14 protein-coding genes are annotated in these 12,621 nt (G+C 61.9%); 7 read left to right on the top strand and 7 right to left on the bottom strand.

The window, feature by feature from the left end:
- The first annotated feature begins 41 nt into the window (after window positions 1-41).
- The 3 genes from C4J92_RS07485 (at window position 42) to C4J92_RS07475 (ending at window position 3,353) form a co-directional block, all read left to right on the top strand.
- Window positions 42-1,118: a DUF748 domain-containing protein gene (locus C4J92_RS07485; RefSeq protein WP_124403407.1), complete on the top strand. Its 1,077-nt coding sequence runs from the start codon at window positions 42-44 to the stop codon at window positions 1,116-1,118.
- Window positions 1,119-1,329: 211 nt separating this feature from the next.
- Window positions 1,330-2,175: a MoxR family ATPase gene (locus C4J92_RS07480; RefSeq protein ID WP_003189627.1), complete on the top strand. Its 846-nt coding sequence runs from the start codon at window positions 1,330-1,332 to the stop codon at window positions 2,173-2,175.
- Entirely contained in the window at window positions 2,175-3,353 is a 1,179-nt protein-coding gene (locus C4J92_RS07475; protein ID WP_032892863.1) for a VWA domain-containing protein, read from the top strand. The genes C4J92_RS07480 and C4J92_RS07475 overlap by 1 nt, the downstream gene beginning before the upstream one ends.
- A 126-nt stretch (window positions 3,354-3,479) precedes the next feature.
- Here the strand turns inward: C4J92_RS07475 and C4J92_RS07470 are convergent, their stop codons facing one another.
- The 3 genes from C4J92_RS07470 to C4J92_RS07460 are packed head-to-tail and all read right to left on the bottom strand — an operon-like array spanning window position 3,480 to window position 5,826.
- Window positions 3,480-4,388 carry a biotin-dependent carboxyltransferase family protein gene (locus tag C4J92_RS07470; protein WP_124403406.1) on the bottom strand — a complete coding sequence of 303 codons (909 nt, stop codon included), beginning with the start codon at window positions 4,386-4,388 and terminating at the stop codon, window positions 3,480-3,482.
- Entirely contained in the window at window positions 4,385-5,089 is a 705-nt protein-coding gene (gene pxpB, locus C4J92_RS07465; RefSeq protein WP_124403405.1) for a 5-oxoprolinase subunit PxpB, read from the bottom strand. The genes C4J92_RS07470 and pxpB overlap by 4 nt, the downstream gene beginning before the upstream one ends.
- Window positions 5,086-5,826, bottom strand: coding sequence for a 5-oxoprolinase subunit PxpA (locus C4J92_RS07460; protein WP_124403404.1), 741 nt, complete (start codon window positions 5,824-5,826; stop codon window positions 5,086-5,088). The genes pxpB and C4J92_RS07460 overlap by 4 nt, the downstream gene beginning before the upstream one ends.
- A 177-nt stretch (window positions 5,827-6,003) precedes the next feature.
- Between C4J92_RS07460 and C4J92_RS07455 the strand changes: the two genes are divergently transcribed.
- Complete coding sequence (locus tag C4J92_RS07455; RefSeq protein ID WP_124403403.1) at window positions 6,004-6,918, top strand: LysR family transcriptional regulator; 915 nt, start codon at window positions 6,004-6,006, stop codon at window positions 6,916-6,918.
- A gap of 123 nt (window positions 6,919-7,041) precedes the next feature.
- Here C4J92_RS07455 and C4J92_RS07450 read toward each other — a convergent pair whose 3' ends face one another.
- From C4J92_RS07450 to C4J92_RS07440, 3 genes are read right to left on the bottom strand one after another with little or no spacing between them, the layout of a single operon-like run.
- A complete protein-coding gene (locus C4J92_RS07450; protein WP_005786113.1) occupies window positions 7,042-7,584 on the bottom strand; it encodes a DUF2937 family protein in 543 nt (180 codons plus the stop codon).
- Window positions 7,585-7,594: 10 nt separating this feature from the next.
- The gene (locus C4J92_RS07445) at window positions 7,595-8,371 is read right to left on the bottom strand and encodes a class II glutamine amidotransferase (protein WP_124361774.1); all 777 of its coding nucleotides are present in this window, start codon (window positions 8,369-8,371) and stop codon (window positions 7,595-7,597) included.
- Window positions 8,372-8,401: 30 nt separating this feature from the next.
- Window positions 8,402-8,929 (bottom strand): MFS transporter, encoded by a 528-nt coding sequence (locus C4J92_RS07440; protein ID WP_124361773.1) that lies wholly within the window; start codon window positions 8,927-8,929, stop codon window positions 8,402-8,404.
- A 24-nt stretch (window positions 8,930-8,953) separates the two neighbouring features.
- Here C4J92_RS07440 and C4J92_RS07435 point away from each other — a divergent pair, with 24 nt between their 5' ends.
- Window positions 8,954-10,996: a S9 family peptidase gene (locus C4J92_RS07435; protein WP_124403402.1), complete on the top strand. Its 2,043-nt coding sequence runs from the start codon at window positions 8,954-8,956 to the stop codon at window positions 10,994-10,996.
- Window positions 10,997-11,064: 68 nt separating this feature from the next.
- Window positions 11,065-11,538, top strand: a complete 474-nt coding sequence (locus C4J92_RS07430; protein ID WP_124361771.1) for a cyclic nucleotide-binding domain-containing protein — start codon at window positions 11,065-11,067, stop codon at window positions 11,536-11,538.
- Here the strand turns inward: C4J92_RS07430 and C4J92_RS07425 are convergent.
- Window positions 11,535-11,813 carry a hypothetical protein gene (locus C4J92_RS07425; RefSeq protein WP_124403401.1) on the bottom strand — a complete coding sequence of 93 codons (279 nt, stop codon included), beginning with the start codon at window positions 11,811-11,813 and terminating at the stop codon, window positions 11,535-11,537. The two genes, C4J92_RS07430 and C4J92_RS07425, sit on opposite strands and share 4 nt — an antisense overlap.
- A 78-nt stretch (window positions 11,814-11,891) precedes the next feature.
- Between C4J92_RS07425 and C4J92_RS07420 the strand changes: the two genes are divergently transcribed.
- Window positions 11,892-12,578 carry a spermidine synthase gene (locus C4J92_RS07420; protein ID WP_124403400.1) on the top strand — a complete coding sequence of 229 codons (687 nt, stop codon included), beginning with the start codon at window positions 11,892-11,894 and terminating at the stop codon, window positions 12,576-12,578.
- The last annotated feature ends 43 nt before the right edge of the window (window positions 12,579-12,621 follow it).

Here is a 12,621-nt window from a genome sequence, read left to right as displayed (position 1 = left end):
CTTGCAACAGTCCATCACCTACGAGCAAGGAGGACTGCCCCATGAAACGTCGTTACAGCTGGCCGCTCTGGACCCTCGCCGGGCTGGTGCTGGTACTGGTTGCCGTGCACATCGCGCTGCCTTACCTGGTGCGCAATTACCTGAATGAAAGGCTCGCCAATATGGGCGACTACCGTGGCGAAATTGCCGATGTGGACCTGGCTTTATGGCGCGGCGCCTACCGGATCAACGGTCTGCAGATCGTCAAGGTCGACGGTAAGGTACCGGTGCCGTTCATCAAGGCGCCGCTGATCGAGTTCGCGGTGAGCTGGCATTCGCTGTGGTACGACCATGCGGTGGTAGCCGAAGGGCATTTCGTACGCCCCGAGGTCAATTTCGTCGACGGTGGCGCCAACAAGCAGGCCTCCCAGACCGGTAAAGGCACCGACTGGCAGGAACAACTGCGCAAGCTGTTGCCGATCACCCTTAACGAAGTGCGCATCGAAGACGGCAAGATCTCATTTCATAACTTCAGCTCCACGCCCAAAGTCAACCTCAATGCCACCGGGGTCAACGCCAGTTTCTACAACCTGACCAACGTGGTGGACGTCAAAGGCAAGCGCGATGCGCGCTTCGAGGGCAAGGCGCTGTTGCAAGGCCAGGCGCCTCTGGAAGCCAATGCGACCTTTGACCCGCTGAGCGACTTCGAAGAGTTCGAATTTCGCTTGCGCGCCCGCGACCTGCAGCTCAAGCAAATGAATGACTTCGCCTCGGCCTATGGCAAGTTCGACTTCAAGGCCGGCACCGGCGACGTGGTGATCGAAGCCCAGGCCGAAAAAGGCCAACTGAGCGGCTATATCAAGCCGCTGCTGCGCGATGTCGAGGTGTTCGACTGGCAGCAGGACGTGGAAAACAAAGACAAGAACATCTTCCGCTCGATCTGGGAGGCTGTGGTCGGCGCCAGCGAGACGGTGCTGAAGAACCAGCGCAAAAACCAGTTCGCCACCCGCGTGGAGCTGAGCGGCAGCGTGCATCAGCAAAACGTCAGTGCGTTTTCCGCGGTGATCGCGATTCTGCGCAACGGCTTCATCCAGGCGTTCAACGCGCGTTATGAACAACCCAAGCCCAGCGCCGATTAGAACTGTGGGAGGGGGCTTGCTCCCGATGGCGGTGTGTCAGTCTATACATCTGTGACTGAACCACTGCTATCGGGAGCAAGCCCCCTCCCACATTGACCGCGTTGACCGGACTGACGTGACCGGCCATTCAGAGACTGAATAGCCCGTCTGCGTTCACAGTCGCCGGGGCTGCGCGGTATAGTCGGGCATTGATGAATTCGAGGAATGACCGATGAAGTTCGAAGGCACCCAGGCCTATGTGGCTACCGATGACCTGAAACTGGCCGTCAACGCCGCCATCACCCTGGAGCGTCCGCTGCTGGTCAAGGGCGAACCGGGCACCGGCAAGACCATGCTCGCCGAGCAACTGGCCGAGTCCTTCGGCGCCAGATTGATCACCTGGCACATTAAGTCCACCACCAAGGCCCACCAGGGCCTCTACGAGTACGACGCGGTCAGCCGCCTGCGCGACTCGCAACTGGGTGTGGACAAGGTGCACGACGTGCGCAACTACCTGAAGAAGGGCAAGCTCTGGGAAGCCTTCGAATCCGAGGAGCGGGTGATCCTGCTGATCGACGAAATCGACAAGGCCGACATCGAGTTCCCCAACGACCTGTTGCAGGAACTCGACAAGATGGAGTTCTACGTCTACGAAATCGACGAGACCATCAAGGCCAAGAAACGCCCGATCATCATCATTACCTCCAACAACGAAAAAGAGCTGCCGGACGCGTTCCTGCGCCGCTGCTTCTTCCATTACATCGCCTTCCCCGACCGCACCACCCTGCAAAAAATCGTCGACGTGCACTACCCGGACATCAAGAAAGACCTGGTCAGCGAAGCGCTGGATGTGTTCTTCGACGTACGCAAGGTGCCCGGCTTGAAGAAAAAACCTTCCACCTCCGAGCTGGTGGACTGGCTCAAGCTGCTGATGGCCGACAATATCGGCGAAGCCGTGCTGCGCGAGCGCGACCCGACCAAGGCCATCCCGCCGCTGGCAGGCGCCTTGGTGAAGAACGAGCAGGACGTACAATTGCTGGAGCGTCTGGCGTTCATGAGCCGTCGCGGTAATCGCTGATGCTGCTCAACCTGTTCAATGAAATGCGGGCCGCCAAGGTGCCGGTGTCGGTGCGTGAGCTGCTCGACCTGATCAACGCGCTGAAACAACGCGTGACCTTCGCCGACATGGACGAGTTCTACTACCTGGCGCGGGCGATCCTGGTCAAGGATGAACGGCATTTCGACAAGTTCGACCGGGCTTTCGGCGCCTACTTCAATGGCCTGGAAAAGCTCGACGATCACTTGCAGGCGCTGATCCCCGAAGAGTGGCTGCGCAAGGAGTTCGAGCGCTCGCTGAGCGATGAAGAGCGCGCGCAGATCCAGTCCCTAGGCGGCCTCGACAAGCTGATCGAAGAATTCAAGAAACGCCTGGAAGAACAGAAAGAACGCCACGCCGGCGGCAACAAATGGATCGGCACCGGCGGCACCAGCCCCTTTGGTTCCGGCGGCTACAACCCGGAAGGCATTCGCGTGGGTGACGCGGGCAAGCGTCAGGGCAAGGCGGTGAAAGTGTGGGACCAGCGCGAGTACAAAAACCTCGACGATCAGGTGGAGCTCGGCACGCGCAACATCAAGATCGCCCTGCGCCGCCTGCGCAAGTTTGCCCGCCAGGGCGCGGCGGAAGAGCTGGACATCGATGGCACCATCGACCACACCGCGCGCGATGCCGGGCTGTTGAATATCCAGATGCGCCCCGAACGACGCAACACCATCAAGCTGTTGCTGCTGTTCGATATCGGCGGCTCGATGGACGCCCATGTGAAGATCTGCGAAGAGCTGTTCTCTGCCTGCAAGACCGAGTTCAAGCACCTGGAGTACTTCTACTTTCATAACTTCGTGTACGAGTCGGTCTGGAAGAACAACCAGCGCCGCACCTCGGAGCGCACCTCCACCCAAGACCTGCTGCACAAGTATGGCGCGGACTACAAAGTGATCTTTATCGGCGATGCGTCCATGGCGCCCTATGAAATCACCCAGGCCGGCGGCAGCGTCGAGCACTGGAACGAGGAGCCTGGGTATGTATGGATGCAGCGGTTCATGGCCAAGTACAAGAAGCTGATCTGGATAAACCCGTATCCCAAGGATACCTGGGGCTATACGGCGTCGACGGGGATCGTGCGCGAGTTGGTGGAGGACCAGATGTACCCGCTGACGTTGCGCGGGTTGGAAGAAGGTATGCGTTTTCTCTCCAAGTAACCCAAATCCAATACACATCCAATGTGGGAGGGGGCTTGCCCCCGATAGCAGTATGTCAGTCAATACATCAGTGACTGGACCACCGCTATCGGGAGCAAGCCCCCTCCCACATTTTGGACTGCGGTGTTATTGGAATCGGCGCAAATAGTCGATGTGCTGCCGGTGCGCGGTTTCCTGCACCACGGGTGCCAAGCGTACTTTCTCGCCCGGCAGACACTGCGCCAACCGCGCCAGCGATAATGGCGTCAGCGCACCCAACCGGGGATAACCACCAATGGTCTGCCGATCATTGAGCAACACAATCGGCTGCCCATCCGGCGGCACCTGGATCGCGCCCAACGGAATCCCTTCAGAAATTAACGACGGCCCCTGATAGTGCAGCGGCGTGCCGAGCAAGCGCATGCCCATGCGGTCGGCGCGGCTGTCCAGCGCCCATTCAGTGTTGAACGCGTCGAATAAACTCTGCCCGCTGAACCGGCCTATTTGGGCGCCGACGATTACGTCCAGTGAGGCACCGGATTGCAAATCCGGGTTGGCCAGCACCTTCATCGCCCCGCCCGTGCCGGAATAGGCCAAGCGCCCGCCTTCGGCCAATGCCTTGCCCAAGCCATCGACGCCGCCCAGTTCCTCACGCACTACCGTTGCACAGCTGCCCAGCACCTGCGGCGCATCGAACCCGCCCGGCGCCGCCAGGTAAGCCCGCGCGCCCTTGAACGGCTGGGTAAAGCGCAAGCGCTGGCCTTTTTGCAGGATAAAACTGCGCCCTGGGCTGATTGCGCGCTCGTCGATAAAGGCGCCAAGGTCGGCACCGGCCAGGGCCAGCAGGCAATAGTCCTCGGCTTGCACGGTAAAGCCGCCCAGGGTGATTTCCACCACGGGCGCATCCAGCGTATTGCCCAGCAGCCAATTGGCCCACGACATCGACACCCAATCCAGCGCGCCGCCCTGGGTCACGCCCAGGTGGCGCACGCCGAAACGCCCGGCATCCTGCAACAGGCACAGCGGCGTGCTGGCTTCGATCAACAAGCGGCTCATGCCTGTGCCTCCAAGGGCGTGTCATCGCCGCCCAGGTTGACGAACTCCGCGTGGCTGACCGCCTCGAAGCGCACCGTGTCGCCCGGCTGCATCAGGCTGTAGCCATCGCGCTCGCGGTCGAACAGTTTGGCCGGGGTGCGCCCGATCAGGTTCCAGCCGCCGGGGGACACCACCGGATAGGCGGCGGTTTGCCGCTCGGCAATGCCCACGCTGCCGGCCGCCACGCGTTTGCGCGGGGTGCTGAGGCGCGGTGTGGCGAGAACTTCATCCACCTGCCCCATAAAGGCAAAACCGGGGGCGAAACCGAGGGCGAACACTTGATAAAGGTGAGTGCTGTGGCGACGGATCACTTCAGCCACCGCAAGTCCACTGCGCTGCGCCAGCAAGGCCAGTTCCGGGCCAACGCTCAGGTCGTACCACACCGGCAGCACATGGCAGCGGCCGCCGCCCTGGGCCTGGGGCTGCAGGTCGGTCAGCGCCTGGTCGATCAACGCTCGCGCCTGGGCCGGGGCCAGCGTGGCGAGGTCGTAATGCACCATCAGGGTGGTGTAGGACGGCACCAGGTCGACCAAGGCACCGTCGAACGCGCCGCGTAGGCGCTGGGTGGCGGCGAGCATCCATGGCATGTTGGCTTCGGCAATCACATCGAACAGCCGCACCATCAGGCAGTCGATGGCCACCACTTCAATCCGTGGCTTCATGCTGGTTTCAACGCCTCGCGGATACGCTGCACGGCGGCTACTGAGCTGGCGTTATCACCGTGTACGCACAACGTGCGGGCCTGCAAGACCAAGGCGCTGCCATCGCTGGCGGTCAGGGCCTCACCGCGGGAAATAGTCACCGCCTGATTGACGATGGTCTCGGTGTCGTGGTGCACCGCGCCCGGCAGTTGGCGGGAAACCAGATGGCCCTGGCTGTCATAGGCACGGTCGGCAAAGGCTTCGAACCACAGGGTCACGCCGTATTCATCGCCCACGGCCTGGGCCGCGCTGTTGTCGCGCGTGGCCAGCAACATCAGCGGCAGGTCGCCGTAAGCGGCCACGGCCTGGATCACCGCGCGCAGCTGGGCGGGGTTGGCCATCATGTCGTTGTACATCGCGCCGTGGGGTTTCACGTAACTGACGCGCCCCCCTTGTGCCCGGCAGATCCCATCCAGCGCACCGATCTGGTAGTGCAGCAGGTCCTGGATTTCCTCGGGCGTGTAGTTCATGGAGCGCCGGCCGAAGCCTTGCAGGTCCTGATAGGCCGGGTGTGCGCCCACCTGCACGGCGTGCTTTAGCGCCAGGCTGACGGTCTTGCGCATGATGCTCGGGTCGCCGGCATGGAAGCCGCAGGCCACGTTGGCGCAGTCGATGAACGGCATGACTTCAGCGTCCAGACCCATCGTCCAGTTGCCAAAGCTTTCGCCGATGTCGCAGTTCAATAGCAGGCGGCTCACGGGGTCGCTCCTGTAGGCTTTGTTTTTTTGTAGTGTGGGATCTTTTACCAACATCTCGCAACGATGTTGTCCTGAACCCCAACGACGCTTATCGTGGAACGACTCGATTTTTGGCGCTGGCCCGGTGCGGCGTCCAACTAATAAAAACCGATCCAAGCATAAGAAAAAGTTGATCCCATGAATTTGAAGTTCCTCGAAACCTTCGTCTGGGTGGCCAAGCTCAAGAGTTTCCGCCTGACTGCCGAAAAGCTGTTCACCACCCAGGCGTCGATTTCCAGCCGCATTGCCGTGCTCGAAAGCGAGTTGGGGGTCAAGCTGTTCCTGCGCGATTCGCGTGGCGTGAGCCTGACCCCGGAAGGTTTGAAGGTGCTCGATTATGCCGAGCAGATGATGGTGACCATGCAGGGCTTGAAGCAATCCCTGGAAACCACCAGCAGCAAGGTCGGACGGATTCGGATCGGCGCGATGGACACCGTGATCCACACCTGGCTCAGCCCGTTGGTTGCCGAGTTGATGAACCTCTACCCGCTGGTGGAGATCGAGCTGGTCGCCGATACCGCGCTGAACTTGAGCGATCAGTTGCAAAAAGGCTTCCTCGACCTGATCCTGCAAACCGACCTGCTACGCCTTGAAACCGTACGCAGCCTGGAACTGGCCAGCCATCCCATGGCCTGGATCGTCGCCAGCCATTCGATCTACAACCGCGATTACGCGTCCCTCGCCGAACTGGCTCAGGAACGCATCATCACCTACTCGAAAAACTCCCATCCGCACCAGGATGTGCTGAGCCTGATGCAGGCCAATGGCGTGGCTGCGCCGCGTATGAATTGCGTGAATTCGGTGTCGGCCATCACCCGTTTACTGCGCGATGGCTTTGGCATTGGCGCACTGCCGCCGGTGCTGGTCAGCGAAGAGCTGGCACGCGGGGAATTGGTGATGCTGCCGATGGCGCAGAAGTTGCCAAACCTGCAGGTGGTGGTGTCGTGGCGGGTCGGGGTGGAATTGGTGGAGGAGATTGTGGGGTTGTGCCAGAAGGTCGTTGCTCGCTACGCCGAAGAGGTCGGCGAAGAGCGGATGGTGCTTAGCCCCTGAATGAACCGGATCAAAATGTGGGAGGGGGCTTGCCCCCGATAGCGGTGGGTCAGCTAAAAATATGCTGGCTGACACCCTGCTATCGAGGGCAAGCCCCCTCCCACATTGGATTTGTATCAGTCTTTAGAGGCCCTTCAGGTCCCGCTCTTCGATCGGCCGGCTCTGGCGCAGGCGTCGGCCGCCCAGCACCACCCAATCGATCAGTCGATACAGGCATTCGATACCGAACGACAACAGCATCGCCCCGCCCAGGCCCCAGCCCATGGCTTCGGGCGTGAGCAATATCTGGTAGCTGTAGCCATTCCAGGTTTCCAGGCGAATATCCGGATCGGCGGCCACCGCCACTTGCAGGGCGCGGATGTACCAAGGGCCTTGCATGGCCTGGAATTGCTTGTCCAACTCAAGCTGCCGGTCGAGCATCGCGCCCAGGCTGCTCGCGTCGCTCTGGAACACCGGATCGTCACTGGCACGGTAATGCGCCACCAAAGCTTGCATGTCACCGTTGAAGAACTGCTGCGCGGTGGACTCGAACCCGCGCAGGCCTGTCTGGGCCTCGATCAGGTGGGCTTCGACGCGCTTGGCGTAATCGTTGATGAAGCCCGGCACTTGCACACCGACCAACAAGCCAATGGCAAACAGCACCAACCGCAGATAACTGAGCAACATGGTCGATTCCTTATTCGGTAACGCCCTGGCTGACGCATTCACCGCGTCGCCACAGGCTCCATTGGCCCGGTTCGTAGCGGGTCCAGTTTTCGTTGTCGGTCAGCGGCTCGGTGGCAATCACCGTTACCACGTCATTGGGAGTGGTTTCGGCCTGGAAATCGACAATCACGTCGACATCTTTCAAGCGGGCCGGGCCAAACGGGGCGCGCCGGGTGATCTGCGCCAGCTTGGTCGAACAGTAGCAAAACAGCCAGTCGCCATCACTGAGCAGGCAGTTGAACACGCCTTTGCTGCGGTATTCGGCACAGGCGGCGATCAGGTCCGGCAGCATGTGCTCGATGTCCACCGGCTCCGGGAAGGCTTCGCGCACGCGGTTGAGCAGGTCGCAGAACGCCGCTTCGCTGTCGGTGTCGCCGACCGGTCGGTAAAAGGTGGCGCGGGGGGTGAAGTCGGCCAGTTGGCCATTGTGCGCAAAACACCAGTTGCGACCCCACAGTTCGCGCACGAACGGGTGGGTATTGGCCAGGCTCACCTTGCCCACATTGGCCTGGCGGATATGGCCGATCACCACTTCGCTCTTGATGGGATAACGCTGCACCAGCAACGCCACTTCCGACTCGCTGCTCGCGGCCGGGTCCTGGAACAGGCGCAGGCCCCGGCCTTCGTAGAAGGCGATGCCCCAGCCGTCGCGGTGCGGGCCGGTACGCCCGCCCCGCTGCATCAGGCCGGTGAAGCTGAACACGATATCGGTGGGGACGTTGGCACTCATGCCCAATAATTCACACATGCCAGGGCTCTCGCTGCAGGGCGGACAACGTTAAAGGCGCGGTTCGACCCGCATGCCACCGACGGGCGCAGGGCGGTGGAACGGTTCGTCTTCTTCCGGCTCGGCGGCCAATGCGGCATCCGTGGCGGCCTTGCGCTCGCGGCGGGCGTTGGCGGCGCGCTCGATGGGCCAGCGGATCAGCACGAACACGATGTACAGCCCGAACACGATCATGGTGTACATGAACAGATCGGAGATGGCGCGCCAGGCGTTATTGCCGACCTTGAGCACCAGGTCCAGGGCGGTGATCGCCACGGCCGGCGCGAACTGGGTCTTGATCGGGTCGACGATGGTGGGGCTGAGCAACAGCACCGCCATCAGTAACTGCAACGGCTCACGCAGCCAGCGCCACATCCAGCGGGTCATGCGCCACCACACTAACAGGCAGCCCAAAGCGGCGAAGGCGTAAAGGCCCCAAGCGGTCAGATAGTCGTTCTCGGTCATGGTGTCCATGGCAAGGCTGGCAAAGAGGCGGCTATGATAACGGCTTTTGCGTGTCGCGGCTGCAATGCCGGCCACCGTCCGCCCGATAGAGAATTATCCATGCCTATTTCGACCGCACCGATTGCCCGCAAGGCCCCAGGCCCAGACCCGTACGCCTGGCTGCAGGAGCGTGACAGCCGCGACGTCCTCGATTACCTCAAGGCCGAAAACGCCTGGCAAGAGGCGCAGCTCGCCGACCAGCAGGCGTTGCGCGAGAGCCTGTTCGAAGAGATCAAGGGCCGTATCCTGGAAACCGACTTGTCCCTGCCCTCCCCCTGGGGCCCGTATCTGTACTACACCCGCACCACCGCCGGTGACGAATACGCGCGTCACTACCGCTGCCGCCGCCCGGCCGATGACAGCAACCAGGTGGATGAGCGCAGCGAAGAACTGCTGCTGGACCCGAACGTGCTGGCCAATGGCGGTTTTTTCTCCCTCGGCGCGTTCAGTATCAGCCCCGACCATCAGCGCCTGGCCTACAGCCTCGACACCAGCGGTGAAGAGATCTACACCCTGTTCGTGAAGGAATTGGCTACCGACAAAGTCAGCGAACTGGCGTTCGACAACTGCGACGGCAGCATGACCTGGGCCAACGACAGCCTCACGCTGTTCTTTGGCGAACTGGACGACACCCACCGCCCGCACAAACTCTACCGCTACCGCCTGGACGGCACGGCGGCGCAGGAAGTGTTCCACGAGCCCGACGGACGTTTCTTCCTGCATTGCTACCGTTCCAGCTCCGAGCGCCAGTTGCTGCTGGCCCTGGGCAGCAAGACCACCAGCGAAATCTGGGCACTGGACGCAGACCAGCCGCACCTGGGTTTCACCTGCCTGGCGCCACGGGTAGAAGACCATGAATACGATGTCGACCACGGCCAGCTGAACGGCCAGTGGACCTGGTTTATCCGCAGCAACCGCGACGGCATCAATTACGCGCTGTTCGTCGCCGCCGACACCGGCACGGTGCCCACCGAAGCCGACTGGCAGAACCTGATTCCCCACAGCGACGAGGTGATGCTGGACGGCGTCAGCCTGAATGCCAGCGCCATGACCTTGAGCCTGCGCATCGGTGGCCTGCCGGTGATCGAAGTGCACCCCGAGGGCGTGCAGGCCTATCGCGTGGAACTGCCTGACGCGGCTTACAGCCTCTACGTACAGGACAGCCTGGAATTTATCAGCGACAAGGTCCACCTGCGCTATGAAGCCCTGAACCGCCCGGCCCAGGTGCGCCAGTTGGAACTGGCCAGCGGCGCTCAACAGGTGCTCAAGCAAACCCCGGTACTCGGCGTATTCAATGCCGACGACTACGTCAGCCAGCGCCTGTGGGCCACGTCCGCCGACGGCACCCAGGTGCCGATCAGCCTGGTGGTCAAGCGTGACCAGCTCGGCAAGCCGACGCCGTTGTACCTGTATGGCTACGGCGCTTACGGCCAAAGCCTCGACCCGTGGTTCTCCCACGCACGCCTGAGCCTGCTCGACCGTGGCGTGGCGTTTGCCATCGCGCATGTGCGTGGCGGCGGCGAACTGGGTGAAGTCTGGTATCGCAACGGCAAGCAGGAACACAAGCAGAACACGTTCAGCGATTTCATCGCCTGCGCCGAACACCTCATCGCTCAAGGCCTGACTACCGCCAGGGAACTGGCGATCAGCGGCGGCAGCGCCGGCGGCCTGTTGATCGGTGCCGTGCTCAACCAGCGCCCGGAACTGTTCCAGGCGGCGATCGCCGAAGTGCCGTTTGTCGATGTGCTCAACACCATGCTCGACCCGGACCTGCCGCTGACCGTCACTGAGTACGACGAATGGGGCAACCCGCAGCAGCCCGAGGTGTATGCGCGCATCAAGGCGTATGCGCCTTACGAAAACGTGCGGGCCCAGGCCTACCCGCACCTGCTGGTGATTGCCGGTTACAACGACAGCCGCGTGCAGTACTGGGAAGCGGCCAAGTGGGTGGCCAAATTGCGCGACACCAAGACCGACGACAACCTGCTGCTGCTCAAGACCGAGCTGGGTGCCGGTCACGGTGGCATGAGCGGTCGTTACCAGGGATTACGTGACGTAGCGCTCGAATACGCGTTTGTGTTCAAGGCGCTGGAACTGATTTAGGAACTTAGCCAGGCGGTCCTGTCTGAACACAGGACCGCCTACCGAATTGATGGACCAAGATCGCAGTTATGTCAGAACCCACCCTGCTCAACCAAGAAATCCGCGACATGCTGATGGACTGCGGCCTGTTCGACCCGCTGCTACCGGAAGATTTTCATATCGCCGCGGGCTACTTCAATATCAGCAGCATTGCCCAGGATGAGGTGATTTTCCTCGAGGGCGATGCCGGCACCTTCATGTGCATCCTCCACAGCGGCCAGGTGGCGGTGCAGAAAACCAACCACGCGGGCCAACGCCTGACCATCGCCACCCTGCGCAGCGGCCGGGCCTTTGGCGAAATGGCGGTGCTCGACGGCGAACGGCGCTCGGCCAGCTGCATGGCGGCCACCGACTGTGTGCTGCTGAACCTGGGCAAGGACGCTCTGGAGAAAATGCTCAACGAAGCGCCCAGGGTGGCGGCCAAGATCATCCGCGCGATTGCCATCGCCCTGTCCAAGCGTTTGCGCATGGCTGACGGGCAATTACTGGCGCAACAGTTTTAACCGCCAGGCGTCTTCGGCTTGCTGTCGTTCTGCTGCAGGCCCGGCACGGTCTGGTCCTTGGGCGGCGCCGGCAGCACGATGGGTGCCAGGGGCGGCGAGCCGTTGGTCTTGGGCGCGACGGGCGGCGTGACCTGCGGGTACAACGTGGGCGTTGGCGTGCCCGGCGCGCCGGGGGTGGGTGCGGGGGCGACCGGTACGGTTTGCGATTCCTGCGCCTGCGCCGCACCCAATGCGAGCGCGCCAAGCACAATGACCGTTAGAATGCTGCACTTCATCGATGGCTCCATGGCCTGACCGGAATGTCGTAAGGCTACTCCCAACCGCGCAAGAATGCCCTTCCCAATGAGATTTCCATGAAACGTTTCGTTCTGCTGGACACCACTCCGATCCCCGACAACGGCGGTGCCTTGTGCCTGTTCGAATATGGCGAGGATTTTGTCATCAAGATTCAGGGCGGTGACGGTGGCCAGTTGATGAACACGCGCATGCACGGTTCCGAAGACGCCCTGGCGGAAATTCCCTGCCGCAAGGTCGCGGGGCGCCCCGGCTCTCGGGTGCTGATCGGCGGCCTGGGCATGGGATTCACTCTCGCCTCGGCGCTCAAGCACTTGGGCAAGAGCGCCGAAGTGGTGGTGGCGGAATTGGTCCCGGGCGTGGTGGAGTGGAATCGTGGGCCGCTGGGCGAAAAGTCCGGCCGCCCCTTGCTTGACTCACGCACGGTGATCCGCCTGGAAGACGTGGCTAAAGTGTTGCAGGCTGAGCCCCAGGGCTTTGATGCGATCATGCTCGACGTCGATAACGGCCCTGAAGGCCTCACGCAGAAGGCCAACAGTTGGCTGTATTCCGCCGGCGGCCTGGCCGCCTGCGCCAAAGCGCTGCGCCCCAAGGGCGTGCTGGCCGTGTGGTCGGCCAGCGCCGACAAACTGTTCAGCGACAAACTGCGCAAGGCCGGTTTCAAGGCCGAGGAAGTGCAGGTGTTTGCCCACGGCAACAAGGGCACGCGGCATACCATCTGGATTGCGGAAAAGCTCAAGGGCTAATTGCGCTGTGATTAGCTAGAATCAACCTGTCCGTGACCACCCA

It is taken from the genome of Pseudomonas sp. R3-18-08, from assembly GCF_003852065.1.
Classification (GTDB): domain Bacteria; phylum Pseudomonadota; class Gammaproteobacteria; order Pseudomonadales; family Pseudomonadaceae; genus Aquipseudomonas.
The sequence above is the reverse complement of the archived record's forward strand: the minus strand, read 5'-3'. Positions and strand labels throughout refer to the sequence as shown.